The sequence below is a fragment of the Micromonospora sp. WMMB482 genome (assembly GCF_019038635.1).
In the GTDB taxonomy this organism is placed as follows: Bacteria; Actinomycetota; Actinomycetes; order Mycobacteriales; family Micromonosporaceae; genus Micromonospora; species Micromonospora marina.
The window spans coordinates 4,552,353-4,569,225 of record NZ_JAHOPD010000020.1; the positions used below are offsets into that span (position 1 = coordinate 4,552,353).

At 75.7% G+C, this 16,873-nt stretch carries 16 protein-coding genes; 9 read left to right on the forward strand and 7 right to left on the reverse strand.

Features of this window, described 5'->3' with window-relative positions; all coding sequences use genetic code 11:
- Positions 1-84 precede the first annotated feature (84 nt).
- The 8 genes from KSK32_RS22625 to KSK32_RS22660 are packed head-to-tail and all read left to right on the forward strand — an operon-like array spanning position 85 to position 8,802.
- Positions 85-1,749, forward strand: coding sequence for an HAD-IIIA family hydrolase (locus KSK32_RS22625; protein WP_216933012.1), 1,665 nt, complete (start codon positions 85-87; stop codon positions 1,747-1,749).
- Positions 1,746-2,720, forward strand: a complete 975-nt coding sequence (locus KSK32_RS22630) for a glycosyltransferase (protein WP_216933013.1) — start codon at positions 1,746-1,748, stop codon at positions 2,718-2,720. The genes KSK32_RS22625 and KSK32_RS22630 overlap by 4 nt, the downstream gene beginning before the upstream one ends.
- Positions 2,705-3,922 carry a glycosyltransferase gene (locus KSK32_RS22635; protein ID WP_216933014.1) on the forward strand — a complete coding sequence of 406 codons (1,218 nt, stop codon included), beginning with the start codon at positions 2,705-2,707 and terminating at the stop codon, positions 3,920-3,922. Before KSK32_RS22630 ends, KSK32_RS22635 begins: the two co-directional genes overlap by 16 nt.
- Positions 3,922-4,629 (forward strand): SIS domain-containing protein, encoded by a 708-nt coding sequence (locus tag KSK32_RS22640; protein ID WP_216933015.1) that lies wholly within the window; start codon positions 3,922-3,924, stop codon positions 4,627-4,629. The genes KSK32_RS22635 and KSK32_RS22640 overlap by 1 nt, the downstream gene beginning before the upstream one ends.
- Positions 4,626-6,116 carry a PfkB family carbohydrate kinase gene (locus KSK32_RS22645; protein ID WP_216933016.1) on the forward strand — a complete coding sequence of 497 codons (1,491 nt, stop codon included), beginning with the start codon at positions 4,626-4,628 and terminating at the stop codon, positions 6,114-6,116. Before KSK32_RS22640 ends, KSK32_RS22645 begins: the two co-directional genes overlap by 4 nt.
- A 55-nt stretch (positions 6,117-6,171) precedes the next feature.
- Positions 6,172-6,873, forward strand: a complete 702-nt coding sequence (locus KSK32_RS22650; protein WP_216933017.1) for an SDR family oxidoreductase — start codon at positions 6,172-6,174, stop codon at positions 6,871-6,873.
- Positions 6,870-7,829, forward strand: coding sequence for a glycosyltransferase family 9 protein (locus KSK32_RS22655; protein WP_216933018.1), 960 nt, complete (start codon positions 6,870-6,872; stop codon positions 7,827-7,829). Before KSK32_RS22650 ends, KSK32_RS22655 begins: the two co-directional genes overlap by 4 nt.
- Positions 7,813-8,802 carry a DNA topoisomerase IB gene (locus tag KSK32_RS22660; protein WP_216933019.1) on the forward strand — a complete coding sequence of 330 codons (990 nt, stop codon included), beginning with the start codon at positions 7,813-7,815 and terminating at the stop codon, positions 8,800-8,802. Before KSK32_RS22655 ends, KSK32_RS22660 begins: the two co-directional genes overlap by 17 nt.
- Positions 8,803-8,975: 173 nt before the next feature.
- Here the strand turns inward: KSK32_RS22660 and KSK32_RS22665 are convergent, their stop codons facing one another.
- From KSK32_RS22665 to KSK32_RS34230, 5 genes are all read right to left on the reverse strand, one after another.
- Positions 8,976-10,019 (reverse strand): helix-turn-helix domain-containing protein, encoded by a 1,044-nt coding sequence (locus tag KSK32_RS22665; protein WP_216933020.1) that lies wholly within the window; start codon positions 10,017-10,019, stop codon positions 8,976-8,978.
- Positions 10,020-10,142: 123 nt separating this feature from the next.
- Positions 10,143-10,646: a hypothetical protein gene (locus tag KSK32_RS22670; RefSeq protein ID WP_216933021.1), complete on the reverse strand. Its 504-nt coding sequence runs from the start codon at positions 10,644-10,646 to the stop codon at positions 10,143-10,145.
- A gap of 63 nt (positions 10,647-10,709) precedes the next feature.
- Positions 10,710-12,341, reverse strand: a complete 1,632-nt coding sequence (locus tag KSK32_RS22675; protein ID WP_216933022.1) for an ATP-dependent DNA helicase RecQ — start codon at positions 12,339-12,341, stop codon at positions 10,710-10,712.
- Between the two features lie 50 nt (positions 12,342-12,391).
- A complete protein-coding gene (locus tag KSK32_RS22680; protein WP_216933023.1) occupies positions 12,392-13,342 on the reverse strand; it encodes a TIGR03557 family F420-dependent LLM class oxidoreductase in 951 nt (316 codons plus the stop codon).
- A 117-nt stretch (positions 13,343-13,459) separates the two neighbouring features.
- Positions 13,460-13,582, reverse strand: coding sequence for a hypothetical protein (locus tag KSK32_RS34230; RefSeq protein WP_256451504.1), 123 nt, complete (start codon positions 13,580-13,582; stop codon positions 13,460-13,462).
- 139 nt (positions 13,583-13,721) lie between these two features.
- Here KSK32_RS34230 and KSK32_RS22685 point away from each other — a divergent pair, with 139 nt between their 5' ends.
- Positions 13,722-15,221 carry a glycoside hydrolase family 3 protein gene (locus KSK32_RS22685; RefSeq protein ID WP_216933024.1) on the forward strand — a complete coding sequence of 500 codons (1,500 nt, stop codon included), beginning with the start codon at positions 13,722-13,724 and terminating at the stop codon, positions 15,219-15,221.
- 46 nt (positions 15,222-15,267) lie between these two features.
- Here KSK32_RS22685 and KSK32_RS22690 read toward each other — a convergent pair whose 3' ends face one another.
- Both KSK32_RS22690 and KSK32_RS22695 read right to left on the reverse strand, forming a co-directional pair.
- Positions 15,268-15,555: a GNAT family N-acetyltransferase gene (locus KSK32_RS22690; RefSeq protein ID WP_216933025.1), complete on the reverse strand. Its 288-nt coding sequence runs from the start codon at positions 15,553-15,555 to the stop codon at positions 15,268-15,270.
- Complete coding sequence (locus KSK32_RS22695) at positions 15,552-16,778, reverse strand: cysteine desulfurase-like protein (RefSeq protein WP_216933026.1); 1,227 nt, start codon at positions 16,776-16,778, stop codon at positions 15,552-15,554. Before KSK32_RS22695 ends, KSK32_RS22690 begins: the two co-directional genes overlap by 4 nt.
- Positions 16,779-16,873 lie beyond the last annotated feature (95 nt).

Here is a 16,873-nt window from a genome sequence, read left to right on the forward strand (position 1 = left end):
GGCGTGCACCCGGCTGTGCGGCACCGGCGGGGCCTGGCGCCGACGTCGACGTTTACTCCTCGGGGCCTCGGGAACCCGCCGCCCGTGCGACGGGACCAGGAGCGCGATCAGTGCAGGTCAGCCCGGGTTGACCCGGATGCTGACCGGTTCCCGTCCGGCCTGTACGACGCCGTGCTGCTGGACCGCGACGGCACGCTGGTGGAGGACGTGCCGTACAACGGCGACCCGGAGAAGGTACGCCCGGTGCCCGGCGCCCGGGAGGCGCTGGACCGGTTGCGGGCGGCCGGGTTGCGGCTGGCCGTGGTGACGAATCAGTCCGGCCTGGCCCGGGGCTGCTTCACGGCGCACGACCTGCGCCTGGTCAACGCCCGGGTGGAGGAGCTGCTCGGGCCCTTCGACCACTGGGCGATCTGCCCGCACGCGGAGGCCGACGGGTGCGTCTGCCGCAAGCCCGCGCCCGGCCTCGTGCACGAGGCCGCAACCGCGCTCGGGACCACGCCGTCCCGGTGCGTGCTGATCGGGGACATCGGCGCGGACACGGCCGCCGCGGCCGCGGCCGGCGCCGCCGCGATCATGGTACCGACGCCCGCCACCCGGGCCGCCGAGGTGGCCGCCGCGCCGACGGTCGCCGCCGACCTGCCGGACGCGGCAGGCATCGTGCTGGCCCGGATGCGCCTGACGGCCGCGCCGCAGCCCGTGCGCCGGTCGCGCCCGGACACAGTGCTCGTGGTGCGCAGCGACGCGGCGGGCGACGTGCTGGTGACCGGGCCGGGCATCCGGGCGGTCGCGGCCGGGGCGCGGCGGGTGGTGCTGCTGTGCGGGCCACGCGGCCGGGCCGCCGCCGAACTGCTCCCCGGCGTGGACGAGATCATCGAGGCGCCGCTGCCGTGGATCGACGCACCCGCCCCGCCCGTCGACCCCGGCGCCGTGCGCGCGCTGACCGACCGGCTCGCCGCGGTGCGCGCCGACGAGGCGGTCGTGTTCACCTCCTTCCACCAGTCCGCCCTGCCGCTCGCCCTGCTGCTGCGCCTGGCCGGTGTGCCCCGGATCAGCGCGATCAGCGACGACTACCCCGGCAGCCTGCTCGACGTGCGCCACCGCGTCCCGGCCGGCGTACCCGAACCCGAACGCGCCCTGTCCCTCGCCGCCGCCGCCGGCTTCGCGCTCCCGGACCACGACGAACCGGCGCTGCGCATCCGCACCGACCGGCTTCCGCCGCCCGCGGCCGACGCCGGAGCACCCGGCTACGTGGTCCTGCACCCGGGATCCTCGGTGGAGACCCGCGCCTGCCCGGAGGAACTTGCCACCCGCGTGGTCCGCGTGCTCGGTGCCGCCGGTTACCGGGTCGTGGTCACCGGCGGGCCGGACGAGCGGAACCTGACCGCGCGCGTCGCCGCGGCGGGCGGCGTCGACCTGGGCGGGCGGACCGGGCTGGACGACCTGGCGGCGGTGATCTCCGGAGCCGGCGCGCTGGTGGTCGGCAACACCGGCCCGGCGCACCTGGCCGCCGCGCTCGGTGTTCCGGTGGTGAGCCTGTTCGCCCCGACGGTGCCGTTCGGACAGTGGGGGCCCTACCGGGTGCCGACCGTGCGGCTCGGTGACGCGGGCGCACCCTGCCGGGACACCCGCGCCACCGCCTGCCCGGTCCCCGGGCACCCCTGCCTGTCGGCGGTCGAGCCGGGACGGGTGCTGGAGGCGTTGCGGCTGCTCGGCGTGCCGGTGCCGGTGGCGGGCGGGGTGGCCGGATGAACATCCTGCTGTGGCACGTCCACGGGTCGTGGACGACGTCCTTCGTGCACGGCAAGCACCGCTACCTGGTGCCGGTCACCCCGGACCGGGGCCCGTACGGGCTGGGCCGGGCGCGCACCTACCCGTGGCCGGACAGCGCCGTCGAGGTCACTCCCGAGGACCTGCGCCACAGCGACGTCGACCTGGTGATCCTGCAACGCCCGGAAGAACTCGACCTGGCTGCGGAGTGGCTCGGCCGCCGGCCGGGCCGGGACGTGCCGGCGATCTACGTCGAGCACAACACCCCGAAGGGCGACGTGCCGAACACCCGGCACCCGATGGCCGACCGCGACGACCTGCTGCTGACGCACGTGACCGCGTTCAACGAACTGTTCTGGGACAACGGCGGCACCCGGACCACAGTGGTCGACCACGGCGTCGTGCCACCGGCGGTCGAGTGGACCGGCGAACTCGACCGCCTCGCCGTGGTCGTCAACGAGCCGGTACGCCGCTGGCGGGTCACCGGCACCGACCTGCTCGCCCGGTTCGCCGCGCTGGCGCCGCTGGACGTCTACGGGATGAAGGTGGACGGTCTCGCCGCTCACCTCTGCCTGCCCGAGGACCGGCTGACCAGCCACGACGACGTACCCCAGCACGCCATGCACGCCGAACTCGCCAAACGGCGCGCGTACCTGCACCTGTGCCGCTGGACCTCACTCGGCCTCAGCCTGATCGAGGCCATGACCATGGGCATGCCCGTGGTGGCACTGGCCACCACCGAGGCGGTGGAGGCGGTGCCACCGGCCGCGGGCGCGCTGTCCACCCGCGTCGACACGCTCGTCGACGCCGCCCGTGGCCTGCTGGACGACCCGGAGTCCGCCCGCCGGGCGGGTGCCGTGGCCCGGGCCGCCGCCCGGGACCGCTACGGCCTGGAGCGATTCCTCGCCGACTGGGACCGGCTGCTGGAGGAGGAAGTATGCGCATCGCGATGATCTCGGAGCATGCCAGCCCGCTCGCCGTCCTCGGCGGGGAGGACGCCGGTGGCCAGAACACGCATGTCGCGGAGCTCTCCGCCGCGCTCGCGGCCGCCGGTCACGACGTGCGCGTCCACACCCGGCTCGACGCGGTGGACCTGCCGGTGGGCGTCCGCACCCCGGACGGCTACGAGGTGGTGCACGTACCGGCCGGGCCGGCCGAACCGGTGGCCAAGGACGACCTGCTGCCGTACATGCCGGCGTTCGGGCAGTGGCTGGCCGACCGGTGGCGCACCGGCGACTGGCAGCCCGAGGTGGTGCACGCGCACTTCTGGATGAGCGGTCTGGCGGGTCTCGCCGCGGCCCGCCGCGCCGGCGTGCCGATGGTGCAGACGTACCACGCGCTCGGCACGGTCAAGCGTCGCCACCAGGGCGTGCAGGACACCAGCCCACCGGGCCGGGTCGAGCACGAGCGGAGACTGGGCCGCTCGGTGGACCGGGTGGTCGCCCAGTGCCAGGACGAGGTCGCCGAACTGGTCCGGATGGGTGTGCCCCGGTCCCGGATGACTGTCGTGCCGTCGGGGGTGAACCTGACGACGTTCTCCCCGCTCGGCCCGGTCGCCGACCGCGACGGCGGCCGGGCCCGCATTCTCACCGTCGGCCGGCTGGTCGAGCGCAAGGGCTTCCAGGACGTCATCCGGGCCGTCGCCGAGGTGCCGGATGCCGAGTGCGTGGTGGTCGGCGGGCCACCGGCCGGGCTGCTGGAGACCGACCCGTACGCGCTGCGCCTGCGCGCGCTGGCCGACTCGCTCGGCGTCGCCGACCGGGTACGGCTGGTCGGCGCGGTCCCCCGGGAGGAGATGGGCCGCTGGTACCGGTCGGCGGACGTGCTGGTGGCCGCCCCCTGGTACGAGCCGTTCGGGCTCACCCCGCTGGAGGCGATGGCCTGCGGCGTACCCGTGGTCGCGACGGCGGTCGGCGGGCTGATCGACACGGTGGTCGCCGGACGCACCGGCGACCTGGTGCCGCCCCGGGAGCCGGCGGCCCTCGGTGCGGCGATCCGGGGTCTGCTCGGCGACCGGATCCGCCGCTTCGCCTACGCCACGGCCGCGCTGGAACGGGCCCGCACCCGCTACTCCTGGGCCACCACCGCGGACCGCCTCACCGAGCTGTACGGCGAGGTGGCCGCCGTGCGCCGCCCGACGCGGGTGGTCGCCTGATGACGGCCGGGACGCCGGCCGGCGGCGCAACGGTGCTGGAGGACCACCTGAGCCTGCTGGCGGCCGCACTGCTGCCGCTGCGGGCGGCGGAACAGATGCTGGCCCGCTGGGGTGAGGAACTGGCGCAGCGGCTCGCCGCCGGTGGCCGGTTGCTGGTGGCCGGTAACGGCGGCAGCGCCGCCGAAGCCCAGCACCTCACCGCCGAACTCGTCGGCAAACTCCGCCACGACCGGCAACCCCTGTCCGCCATCGCCCTGCACGCCGAAACCAGCGCCCTCACCGCCATCGCCAACGACTACGGGTACGACGAAGCCTTCGCCCGGCAGGTCCGCGCCCACGGCCGGCCCCACGACCACCTCCTCCTCATGTCCACCAGCGGCACCAGCACCAACCTCCTCACCGCCGCCCGCGCCGCCCACCAGACCGGCATGCGCTGCTGGGCCTTCACCGGACCCGCACCCAACCCCCTCGCCGACCTCTGCCACGAGCATCTGGCGATCGACTCGCCGGACGGGCAGGTGGTGCAGGAACTGCACCTGGTGGCCTCGCACGTGCTCTGCGAGTACGTCGAACTGGCGTTGCCCGCCGCGCTCGCCGCCGAGCCGGCGGCCGGGCCGGTACGCGCCGGTGTCGAGGTCGTCCTCACCGAGCCGGACCTCACCGGGCCGGATCCGACGGCCCCGGCGGGCCGGGGAGGCCCGGCATGAGGGGACCGGTGGTGGTGCTCGGTGACACGCTGCTGGACCGGGACGTCGAAGGTCTGGTGAACCGGCTCTGCCCGGACTCCCCGGTACCGGTGCTGGACGAGACCGTGTCCGTCGACCGGCCCGGTGGCGCCGGGCTGGCCGCCGTCTTCGCCGCCGCGCAGGGGGCCGAGGTCGCGCTGGTCACCGCCGTCGCCGACGACGCGGGCGGGGCCCGGCTGGGCACGCTGCTCGCCGCCGCCGGGGTCCGGTTGTACGCGCTTCCGCTGGTCGGCGCCACCCCGGAGAAGATCCGGCTGCGGGCGCGCGGCCGGGTGCTGCTGCGCCACGACCGGGGCGGGAGCGCCGGCGCGCCGGGTCAGCCGAGCGACGCCGTGCTGCGGCTGATCGCCGACGCGTCCGCGGTGCTCGTCAGCGACTACGGCCGGGGCGTGGCGGCGCATCCGGCGCTGCGTGCCGCGCTGACCGCCACCCGGGCGCCGGTGGTCTGGGATCCGCATCCACGCGGGCCCGGCGCCGTACCCGGGGTGCACCTGGCCACGCCGAACGAGCCGGAGGCCCGCGAGCTGGCCAAGACGCCCCCGGGCGGCTCCCGTCTGGCCGTCGCGTCCCGCAGCGCGCACGCGTTGCGCCGTCGCTGGCAGGCGCGCGCGGTGGCGGTGACGCTCGGCGGGGACGGCGCGCTGCTCAGCCACGCCGGGTCGACGCCACTGGTGGTGCCGGCGCCGCCCGCGGATGGGGACACCTGTGGGGCCGGCGACCGGTTCGCGTCGACCGCGACGCTGGCCCTGGCCCGGGGCGCACTGGTGTCCGAGGCGGTGCAGGAGGCGGTCGCCGAGGCGTCGGCGTACGTGGCCGGCGGCGGCGTGGCCGCCGCGCTGCCCGCGCCGGTGCGGGCGGTCGCTCCGGCGGTGGTGACCGGCGGCGGGGACCGGATCGGCGCCGGCGCGGCCGGCGAGGTGGTGGCCCGGGTACGCGCGGCCGGCGGCACCGTGGTCGCCACCGGCGGCTGCTTCGACCTGCTGCACGCCGGGCACGTGGCGACGCTGCAGGCGGCCCGGCAGCTCGGCGATTGCCTGGTGGTCTGCCTCAATTCCGACGCCAGCGTGGCCGGGCTGAAAGGTCCGGAGCGTCCGGTCGTGCCGCAGGGCGACCGGGGGCGCCTGCTCGCCGCGCTCGGCTGCGTCGACGCGGTGCTGATCTTCGACGAGCCGACCCCGGAGGCGGCGCTGTCCTGGCTGCGCCCGGACATCTGGGTCAAGGGCGGCGACTACGCCAGCGGCGGCGGCCCGGAGACGCTGCCCGAGACGGAGATCCTGGCCCGCTGGGGCGGTCACACGGTGGTCGTGCCGTACCTCGACGGCCGCTCGACGACCGACATGATCGCGGCGGCGCGGGCCGGGCGGGGCAGCGGCGGCCGGCCGGCCGCGCCGGTCGCCCCGGCCGGGGCCGTCGCGCAGGTCCGGTCCACGGCGAAGGGAGCACGATGAACGAGCGATTCATCCGACCCGGCGCGGTCGCGCCCGCCGGTCCGGCGGTGGCGGCGTGAGCGCCGGCGTGCCCGGAGCCGGGTCGACAGTCCTGGTCACCGGCGGCTCCAGCGGACTCGGCGCGGCCGTGGTCGCCGCGGTGGCCCGCGCCGGTGGACGCCCGCTGGTGCTGGACCGACAGCGCCCCGCCGACGGGGTGCCCTGGGCCGAGTGCGACCTGGCCGACACCCGCGCCGCCGAGGCCGCCACCCGCGACCTCGCGGAACGCTCCGGTGGGCTGGACGCCGTGGTCACCGCGGCCGGGATGGACGTACCCGGGAAGCTGGCCGACATCCCGGCGGAGACCTGGGAGCGGATCGTCACAGTGGACCTGCTCGCCACCGCCGCGGTGATCCGGGCCGCGCTGCCCTGGCTGGAGGCGTCCCGGGGCAGCATCGTCACGGTCGCCTCCACGCTCGGGGTGAAGGCGGTCAGCGACGCGACCGCGTACTGTGCGGCGAAGTTCGGGGTGGTCGGCTTCACCCGGGCGCTCGCCGCCGAACTGGCCGGCGCGGTCGGGGTGACGCTGCTGATCCCGGGCGGGATGCGGACCGCGTTCTTCGACGAGCGGGACGCGCAGTACCGGCCCGGCCCGGACGCGGTGCTCAACGAGCCGGCCGACACCGCCGCCGCCGTCATGTTCGCGCTGTCCCAGCCGGCCGGCTGCGCGGTACGCGAGATGGTGGTCTGCGCCGCGCAGGAGTCCTCGTACCCGTGATCCTGGTGCTGCGGGCGCTCGGGGTCGGCGACCTGGCCACCGCCGTACCGGCGCTGCGCGGCCTGCGCGCCGGCCTGCCGGGCCGGGAGCTGGTGCTGGCCGCGCCGGGCTGGCTGGCGCCGCTGGCGGAGCTGACCGGGGCGGTCGACCGGGTACTGCCCACCACCGGACCGGACCGGGTCGCCTGGACCGGTCCGCCCCCCGAGCTGGCGGTCAACCTGCACGGCCGCGGGCCGCAGTCGCACCGGGCGCTGGCCGCCGTACGCCCCGGGCGGCTGCTCGCCCACCGCAACCCGGGTGCGGGGCACCCGGACGGCCCGGCCTGGGACGACGACGAGCACGAGGTTCGCCGCTGGTGCCGGCTGCTGCACGCGTACGGGCTGCCGGCCGACCCGGGGGACCTGGCGCTGCGACGTCCGGCGCTGACCGGCGTACCGGCCGGGGTGACGCTGCTGCACCCGGGCGGCAAGATCCCGGCGAAGCGCTGGCCGGCGGACCGGTTCGCCGGGCTGGCCCGGGAGCTGACCGCGCGCGGGCACCGGGTGGCGGTCACCGGCTCGCCGGAGGAGCGGACGCTGGCCGAGCGGGTGGCCCGCGACGCGGGGCTGCCGCCGGAGGCGGTGCTGGCCGGCCGGACCGGACTGGCCGAGCTGGCCGCGTTCGTCGCGGGCGCGCGGCTGGTGGTCAGCGGGGACACCGGCGTGGCCCACCTCGCCACCGGCTACGGCACCGCGTCGGTGGTGCTGTTCGGGCCGGTGCCCGCGGCGCACTGGGGCCCACCGCCGGACCGGCCCCGGCACCGGGCGCTGGGTGCGATCGAGCCCACCGCCGTCAACCCGGATTCGACCGGGTCAGCCGGGGTAGGAACCCATCCGACATTGAGTGCCATCGGGATCGACGAGGTGGTGGCTGCGGTGGCCGACGTGGAACGGGTCTCCGGTGCGGTTGCGGCGTAGCGATCTCGGCCGGCCGGGGTACGCGCGCCGCCGGCGGGGCAAGGGCTGGCTGTTCCTCGACCCGGCCGGCGAGCCGGTGCGCGACGCCGGCGAGCTGGCCCGGCTGCGCGAGCTGGTGATCCCGCCCGCCTGGCGGGACGTGTGGATCTCCCCGTACCCGAACGGCCACATCCAGGCCACCGGCATCGACGCGGCGGGCCGCAAGCAGTACCTCTACCACCCGCGCTGGCGGCGCAAGCGCGACGAGGCCAAGTTCGACCACGTGCTGGAGGTGGCGCACCGGCTGCCGGCGCTGCGCGACCGGGTCACCCACGACCTGGCGCTGCGCGGCCTGCGCCGGGAGCGGGTGCTGGCCACCGTCGCCCGGCTGCTCGACATGGGCGCGTTCCGGGTCGGCAGCGACCAGTACGCCACCGGCGACGACCCCACGTTCGGGGTGGCCACGCTGCGCCCCGAGCACACCCGCTCCCGGGGTGGGTGCGTGGTGTTCGAGTTCCCGGCCAAGGGTGGCATCGACCAGGTCCGCCGGATCGAGGACGCCGAGCTGTGCCGGGTGCTGCTCAACCTGCGCCGTCGCCGGCGCGCCCAGGAACGGCTGTTCGGCTACTGGGACGGCCGCGCCTGGCGCGACGTGCGCAGCGACGAGGTGAACGACTACCTGCGCGACGCCAGCGGCGGTGAGATGACCGCGAAGGACTTCCGCACCTGGCACGCGACGGTGCTGGCCGCCGCCGAACTGGCCACCGTGGGCCCGCAGCGCTCCGCCACCGCCCGCAGGCGTGCCGTGGCGGCGGTGATGCGTTCGGTCGCCGAACTGCTCGGCAACACCCCGACGGTGGCCCGGACCTCGTACGTGGACCCGCGCGTGGTCGACCTCTACCACGACGGGGTGCTGGCGCCGGTGCAGCCGGAGATGCCGCGCGAGGCGGTGGAGAAGTCGGTGCTGGCGCTGCTGGAGGAGGAGGCCGGCTGACCGCCGACCGGCCCCGTCGGTCCTGGGGGAAGCGCGACGGAGCCGGAAACCTCGGTCGGCGGCGCGGTTCCGGGGGCCTGTCTACCGGGCGGGCCGCCCGCGGCCGGGACCGCCGCGGACGCCACGCCCGGCCCCCCGATATCCGTGGGCCACGTGCGGTTCCGGCCCGGCTTTCAGTGTGTACGGGACAGGTTGACGGTGGATGCCGTGCTGTTGACGATCCGCGCCGATTCCAGGTGACGGGCCCGGTACGCCTGCGGTGTCTCACCCTGCGTGGCCCGGAAGACGCGGCTGAAGTGCGCCTTGTCCCGGAAACCCCAGCGGGCGGCGATGACCTGGATCGAGCGGTCGCTCAGCGCCGGGTCGGCCAGGTCACGGCGGCACCGGGCCAGTCGCTCGTCCCGGATGTACGCGGCCACCGTGGTCTCCTCGTCCTCGAAGAGCCGGTGCAGCGAGCGCACCGAGATGTGGTGCGCGTCGGCGATCGTGCCCGGGCCGAGCGTGGCGTCGCCGAGGCGCTGGCGCACGTATGCGCGCACCTGGGCCAGCAGGGCACGCCGCCGGACCTCGGTCGGCACCGCGTCCTCGGAGACGAGGTTGCGGCCGAGCAGCGTGGCGACCAGGTCGAGACCGACGGCGCCGAGCCGCTCCGCGTCGGCCGCGTGGTACTGCTCGGGTTTCGCGGTGATCCGGATGAGGAAGTCGGCGACCAGCCCGCCGACGCCCTCGTTGCCGGGCATCCGGCCGGCGAACAGGGGAGCTAGCCGGCGGGGCGGCAGCGGCAGCGCGTCGTACGGCATCAGGGCCACGATCGAGTGCGCGAACCCGGGCCCGGCGGGGTCGGCGTGGTGACTGACCTCGTGCGGGCGGGAACAGTCGTAGAAGGTCAGGTCGCCGGGGCGGCACCGGGCGCACTGCCCCTCCTGCTCGGCCTGGCTGGTGCCGCTGAGCGTCAGCGCGAGCAGGTAGTAGTCGGGGTCGGAGCGCTGGATCAGTTTCGAGGTGCGCACGCAGTCCACCGACGGGTAGCGGTAGCGGATGAGCTGCATCCGGCCCAGGTCGACGAACTCCGCCCGGGCGACGAAGTCGTCGGCGTGCGCGGTGCGCACCCGCAGCGGCGTCGGGATGCTCGCCATCAGGTCCAGCCACATGCCGAAGCGCTCCCGCGGCGGCAGCGCCTGCGTGTCGAGGACCTGCCGGTGCAGCTTCCCGTCCATCAACGACTCCCGTGCTCGTCACACCCTGCACGAACAGGACGCCCCACGGGGCCGGAAAGAGGCACCCGTGGGGCCGTGACGTCCGTCATTGACGGATCTGCGAGGCTTCTGTTTGCGGTCCGTTCAGTCGTTCAGCACGTGGGCCAGCCGGTCCCGGAACCGGCGCTCGGAGTCGGTCACCGCGTCGCCGCCCAGACCCAGGATGCCGCCGGTGGAGGCCGCGCCCACCACCTGCTCGGCGATGTCCACCAGCCAGTGCCGGTACGCCCCGGCCTGCCCCTCGTCCACCCGCGCGGCGAGCAGCGCGGACGCCTGCCCGGCCCGGGCCAGCACGTCCTCGATCATCGCCTTGGGATCCTGCGGCGTGAGCACCGGCAGCTCCGCGCCGGTCTCCGGGTCGCCCACCCGGTCGACGACCTCACCGGCCACCGCGGCGACCAGCGGGCTGGCCGACTCCCGGCCGGCGGCGATGGTCTCCAGCCCGGCGGCGTTCTCGGCCATGGTGCGGCGGGTGCCGTCGGACTCGGCGGCGGCCGCCGCGGTGAGCACCGACTGCGGCAGCCCCACAAGCAGTCCCCACTCCTCGTCGGAGACGCCGAACCGGGTGTACGCCGGCTGCTCGATCACGATCAGGCCCCTTTCGCCGTGGTCGTCGTTGTCGACGGGCGCCCCCGGGGCGCCCGGGTCAGGCTAGTCCAGCTCCAGCAGGCCCTGTTCGGACACCACGCGCACGGACAGCGTCTTGTAGCCCACCTCGTCGAAGAGCACCGTCATCCGGTCCTCCTCGTAGCTGAGCACCAGGCCGGCGCCCCACTCCGGGTGGCGCACCTGGCTGTGCACCGGGAACGGCCCGACCGCGCCGTCAGCCGCCACACTGGTGCCCGCGTGGCAGTTGTCGCAGTGCCCGCAGACCTCGTTCATCTGCTCACCGAAGTACGCCAGCAGGGCCTGTCCCCGGCAGCCGGTGGTCTCGGCGAACGCGCGCATCATGTCGGTACGCGACCGGGTCACCGTCTGCTGCCGTTCCGCCTCGGCCAGCGCGGCGCGGCCGGACTCGGCGGCCGCCGGGGCGTACCGGGGCGCGCCGATGCGCTGCTTGGCCCGTGGCTCGGCGGCGCCGACCTGCTCCAGCAGGGACAGGTACTGTCCCAGCTTGCGCGGACCGAGACCGGTCAGCTCGCGCAGTTCCTTGCGGTTGCGGGCCTTGCCGCGCAGCACCGCGGCGAGTTCGGTCAGTTCCTTGGCGTCGGGGAGCCCGCCGCTGAAGTAGCGCTGGAGGCCGACGTCCTCGGAGCGCCACAGCAGCAGCACCCGGGACGGCGAGCCGTCGCGCCCGGCCCGGCCGATCTCCTGGAAGTAGCTGTCCGGCGAGTCGGGCAGCGCCATGTGCACCACCCAGGCGATGTTGGGCTTGTCGATGCCCATGCCGAACGCCGACGTGGCCACCATGATCGGTACCCGGTCGGCCAGGAACGCCTCGTGCAGCTCGTGCCGGGCCGCGGTGGGCATGCCGCCGTGGTAGAACTCGGCCGGGAAACCGGCGCCGGTGAGCCGCTCGGCCAGCTCCTCGGCCGCCCGCCGGGTCGGCACGTAGATGATGCCGGGCCGTTCGTCGTCGCGCAGCAGCGCGAGCAGCCGCCGCCACCGGTAGTCGTCGGTCGGGCAGTGGGCCACCTCCAGGAAGAGGTTGGGCCGGTCCAGCCCGGAGACCACCACCTCCGGCTCGCGCAGCCGCAGCCGGGCGATGATGTCGTCGCGTACCGGCGGGGAGGCGGTCGCGGTGAGTGCCACCACCGGCGGCCGGCCCAGGCCGTCGATCAGGTGACCGAGCGCCAGGTAGTCAGGCCGGAAGTCGTGGCCCCACGCCGAGATGCAGTGTGCCTCGTCGATCGCCACCAGCGCCGGCTTCAGCTCACGGACCTCGGCGAGGCGGTCCGGGTTGTTCAGCGCCTCCGGCGTGATGAACAGGAACTCCGCGCGCCCGGCGCGGATGTCCTCGATCGCCTCGGCCTGCTGGGCGGCGCTCTCGTCCGAGCTGACCCGCACGGCACGCAGCTCCGGGCGCTGCCGTTCGTTGAGCGCGGCGATCTGGTCCTGCTGCAACGCCAGCAGCGGGGAGATCACCACCGTCGGGCCGGGGATCAGGCTGGCCGGGATCTGGTAGATCGCCGACTTGCCGGCGCCGGTGGGCAGCACCACGAGGGCGTCGCGGCGCTTCATCACGGCGCGCATGGCGGCGAGCTGGTTGGGCCGCAGCGCGGTCCAGCCGAACAGGTTCCGCGCCGCCCGGCGCAGGCTGGAGGAGTGCGTGGTCAGTTTCATCAAGCGCCTCAGCTACCCCCGGTGGTCCCGCGCGAAACCGCCGCCGCCGCTCACCGCAGCCGCGGCAGGATCTCGCGCTCGTACAGGTCGAACAGGCCCTGCCAGTGCGGGCCGGTGTTCGCCACGTACACCTCGTCGAAGCCGGCCTTGGCGTACTCGTCGATCATCGCCAGGTGGGCGTCGGCGTCCCGGCCGCAGACGAACGCGTCCCGGACGTGCTCCGGCCGGACCAGCTCGGCGGCCTGCTCGAAGTGCCGGGGGGAGGGGAGTACCTGGGACAGCTCGCCCGGCACGCCCGCGTTGGGCCAGCGCTCGTACGCGATCCGCGCGCCCTCGTCGGCGGTGTCGGCGTAGGCGGCCTTGAAGCCGCCCTGGCACGGCTTGTCGCCGCCGCCGGACTCGCGGAACCGGCGCACCATGTCGGCGTCGGGCATGGTGCTGACGTAGCCGTCGCCGATCCGGCCGGCCAGCTCGATCGACTTCGGGCCGAACCCGGAGACGTAGATCGGCGGGGGCGTGTCCGGCCGGGTGTAGATCCGGGCGTGCTCGACTGTGTAGTGCCTGCCGTGGTGGTTGACGAACTCGCCGCGCCACAGTTCGCGGATCACCTCGACCGCCTCCTCCAGCATCTCCAGCCGCACGTCGGTCTGCGGCCAGGCGTCGCCGAGGATGTGCTCGTTGAGCGCCTCGCCGGTGCCCACGCCGAGCACGAACCGTCCCTCGTGCAGCACCGCGCTGGTGGCGGCGGCCTGCGCGATGACAGCCGGGTGGATGCGCATGGTCGGGCAGGTGACGGCCGTGGTCACCGGCAGCCGGCAGACCTGGCTGAGCGCGCCGATCGTGGACCAGACGAACGGGCTCTGGCCCTGCGCGTCGACCCACGGGTGGTAGTGGTCGGAGATCCACAGTGCCTCGAAGCCGGCCTGCTCGGCGCCGTGCGCCTGGGCCAGCAGCTCCGCCGGGGTGTACTCCTCGCTGGACAGGAAGTAGCCGATCTTCATGAGTGTGTGCCCTCTCCGCCGTGACCGGCGGGGTGCGCCGGTGACCGGACGGCTCCGTCGCGTCCGGACACGGCAAGCCCTACCCCCGGCGGCGGGCTCCAACCCGGGGGCGCGGGATCAGCGGCGGAACATGGCCCGGATCGCGATCAGCAGGAACAGGCCGCCGACCACCAGGCCGAGCAGGCGCACGCCGGGGATGTCGGCGGCGCCGGTGGCGTCGGCGAGCGGCAGAGCGGACATGTGGGAACTCTCCCACGGCCTGCCGCGGGGCGCCACCGGCTAACAGTAAGGATTGTTGACTATTTAGCGGCGCGGTGTGACCATGTCAGCACCCGCCGGCCCTGGCGGGTCCGTGGGGGAGACGGGGGTACGACAGCAGATGAGCGAGCGGACCGTGGGATCGACCGGAGACCTGGCGGCACTCGCCGCCGCCGTCCTGCAACCGGGGTTCGTCGGCACCACACCGCCGCCCTGGGTGTGCCGCTGGCTCGGCGAGGGCCTCGGCTCGGTCGTCCTGTTCGCCCGCAACGTCGTCGACCACGAGCAGGTCGCCACGCTCACCGCGAACCTGCGCGCCGAGCGGCCCGACGTCATCGTGGCGATCGACGAGGAAGCCGGCGACGTCACCCGGATCGAGTCCGCCCGCGGCAGCTCCCGTCCCGGCAACTACGCCCTCGGCGCGGTGGACGACCCGGCGCTGACCGAGGAGGTCGCCCGCGACCTCGGCGCCGAACTCGCGGCCGTCGGCGTGACGCTGGACTACGCCCCGGACGCCGACGTCAACTCCAACCCGGCCAACCCGGTCATCGGGGTGCGCTCCTTCGGCGCCGACCCGGACCTGGTCGCCCGGCACACCGCCGCCTGGGTGCGCGGCCTGCAGTCCGGCGGCGTCGCCGCCTGCGCCAAGCACTTCCCCGGGCACGGCGACACCCGGGTCGACTCGCACCACGACCTGCCCCGCATCGGCGGCGACCGGGCCCGCCTCGACGCGGTCGAGCTGGCCCCGTTCCGCGCCGCCGTGGCCGCCGGGGCGCAGGCGGTGATGACCGGTCACCTGCTGGTGCCGGCGCTGGACCCGGAACTGCCCGCCACGCTCAGCCCGCGCGTGCTCGGCGGCCTGCTGCGCGAGGAGATGGGCTTCGGCGGCGTGGTGGTCACCGATGCGGTGGAGATGCGCGCGGTGGCCGACCGGTACGGCTTCACCGGCGCCGCGGTGCGCGCGCTCGTGGCCGGTGCCGACGCGATCTGCGTCGGCGGGGAACGGGCCACCGAGGCCGACGCCCGCGAGCTGCGCGACGCGATCGTCGCGGCGGTGATCAGCGGGGAACTGCCCGAGGAACGGCTCGCCGAGGCGGCGAAGCGCGTCGGTCAGCTCGCCGCGTGGAGCGTCGCCGCCCGCGCCCGCCGGGCCACCGGCACGCCGCCCGCAACCGGCTCACCGGTCGGGCTCGCCGCCGCCCGCCGCGCGGTCCGGGTCACCGGCGACGCCGGGCTGCTGCCACTGAGCGGTCCGGCTCACGTGGTGGAGTTCGCGCCGCCGCGCAACATCGCCATCGGCGAGGAGACGCCGTGGGGCATCGCCGCGCCCCTGGCCCATCTGGCGCCCGGCACCACCACCGCCCGCTACGCCGCCGACGCCGTACCGGCCGACCCGGGTGCGGCACCCGCCGGCCGGCCGCTGGTGCTCGTGGTACGCGACCTGCACCGCCACGACTGGATGCGGGACGCGGTGCGCCAGGCGCTCGCCGCCCGCCCCGACGCGGTGGTGGTCGAGCTGGGCGTGCCCGAACTGGTCACCGGCGCGGTGCACCTGGCCACCCACGGCGCCACCGCCGCGGCGGCGCGGGCCGCCGCCGAGGTGCTGACCGGGGCACGCTGACTCCCGGCCCGGCCGGGCGGGGAGGTTCCCCCGGCCGGGCCGGGCCTCACGGCTTGCCGGCCACCAGGTCGGCGTACTCCGGGTGGCGCTCGATGAACGAGGCCACGAACGGGCACTGCGGCACCACCCGGCCGCCCCGGGCGCGAACCTGGTCCAGCGCGCCCTGGACCAGCGCCGCGCCGACGCCCTGACCCTGGAACCGGTCGTCGACCTCGGTGTGCGTGAAGACGAGCGTCTCGCCCCGGGGCGTGTACGCGGCGAACCCGGCCAGCGCGTCGTCCACCAGGATCTCGAAGCGGCGCTCGGCGGTGTTCTCCTCGACCAGAAAGCTCACCGGATCATTCTCCCTCCGGGCCCGGCCAGCCGGTCCAGTTCGGCCAGCAGCCGGTCCACCTCGTCGACAGTGTTGTAGTGGTAGACACTGGCCCGCACGGCGCCGCCGCTGCCCCGCAGGCCCATGCCCTCGAAGTACTCGTAGGCGTAGTAGTCGCCGTGCGACAGGCACAGGCCCGCCTCGCCCAGCGCCTCCGCCGTCCGCGCCGGGGTCAGGCCGGCCACCCGGAACGACACCGTCGGGCAGCGCCGGGCCGGAGCGCCGTACACGGTCACGAACGACCTGTCGGCGAGCCCGGCGAGCAGTCGGTCGAATACCGCCTCCTCGTGCGCCTGCGCGGCGGCCAGCCCGGCGCGTACCCGCTCGCGCCGGTCGCCGGTCGCCGCCGGGTCCAGACCGGCCAGGTGGTCCACCGCGGCGGTCACGCCGGCCAGCAGCGGGAAGCTCGGCGTGCCGTACTCGAACCGGTCCGGCACACCGTCGGCGGAGGGGACCAGCTTCGCCGGGCGCAGCGCCGCCCAGCGCGCCGGGTCGGCGACCATCGCCGCCAGGTGCGGACCGGACCACTTGTACGCGCTCGTCACCAGGAAGTCCGCGCCGAGCGAGGCCAGGTCGGTCGGGCCGTGCGGCACCGAGTGCACGCCGTCCACGCAGACCAGCGCGCCGGCGGCGTGCGCGGTCTTGGCGATCGCCGTCACGTCCGGCACGGTGCCGCTCGCGTTGCTGCCGGCGGTCACCGCCACCAGCCGGGTGCGCTCGGTGACCAGGTCGGCGTACTGGCCGGCGGGCAGCTCACCGGTCGCCGGGTCGAACCCGGCCCAGCGCACGGTGGCGCCGGCCGCCTGCGCGGCCTGCACCCACGGGCGGACGTTCGCGTCGTGGTCCAGCCGGGAGACCACCACCTCGTCGCCCGGACGCCAGCCGGCGCCGAGCGTCCGGGCCAGCGTGTACGTCAGCGCGGTGGCGCTCGGCCCGAGCACCACGCCGGACGGCTGCGCGCCGAGCAGGTCGGCGACCGCGGCCCGTGCCCCGGCGACCAGATCCAGCGCCCGGCGGCCGGGGAGGAAGGCGGCGCTGCGGTTGCCCGTCGCGGCGCGCATCGCCCCGGCCACCGCCTCGACGACAGCGGCGGCGGTCTGGGTGCCCCCGGCGCCGTCGAAGTGGGCGAATCCCTCGCCCAGGGCAGGGTAGGCGGCCCGGACCCGGGCGACGTCGAAAGCCATTCCGGCACCCTAGCGCGCACCCGGACCCCCCGCCCGGCGTGGCCGCCCCGCGCCCGCCTGCGCGGGGCGCGGTGGCGCACGCCGCCTATCCTTGG

Bases quoted from the DNA above. Each gene is read 5' to 3' on its own strand.
- KSK32_RS22640 (WP_216933015.1), top strand. From the start codon at position 3,922: ATGACGGCCGGGACGCCGGCCGGCGGCGCAACGGTGCTGGAGGACCAC.
- KSK32_RS34230 (WP_256451504.1), bottom strand. From the start codon at position 13,582: ATGTCCGCTCTGCCGCTCGCCGACGCCACCGGCGCCGCCGACATCCCC.
- KSK32_RS22635 (WP_216933014.1), top strand. From the start codon at position 2,705: ATGCGCATCGCGATGATCTCGGAGCATGCCAGCCCGCTCGCCGTCCTC.
- KSK32_RS22665 (WP_216933020.1), bottom strand. From the start codon at position 10,019: ATGGACGGGAAGCTGCACCGGCAGGTCCTCGACACGCAGGCGCTGCCG.
- KSK32_RS22695 (WP_216933026.1), bottom strand. From the start codon at position 16,778: ATGGCTTTCGACGTCGCCCGGGTCCGGGCCGCCTACCCTGCCCTGGGC.
- KSK32_RS22630 (WP_216933013.1), top strand. From the start codon at position 1,746: ATGAACATCCTGCTGTGGCACGTCCACGGGTCGTGGACGACGTCCTTC.
- KSK32_RS22675 (WP_216933022.1), bottom strand. From the start codon at position 12,341: ATGAAACTGACCACGCACTCCTCCAGCCTGCGCCGGGCGGCGCGGAAC.
- KSK32_RS22645 (WP_216933016.1), top strand. From the start codon at position 4,626: ATGAGGGGACCGGTGGTGGTGCTCGGTGACACGCTGCTGGACCGGGAC.
- KSK32_RS22680 (WP_216933023.1), bottom strand. From the start codon at position 13,342: ATGAAGATCGGCTACTTCCTGTCCAGCGAGGAGTACACCCCGGCGGAG.
- KSK32_RS22685 (WP_216933024.1), top strand. From the start codon at position 13,722: ATGAGCGAGCGGACCGTGGGATCGACCGGAGACCTGGCGGCACTCGCC.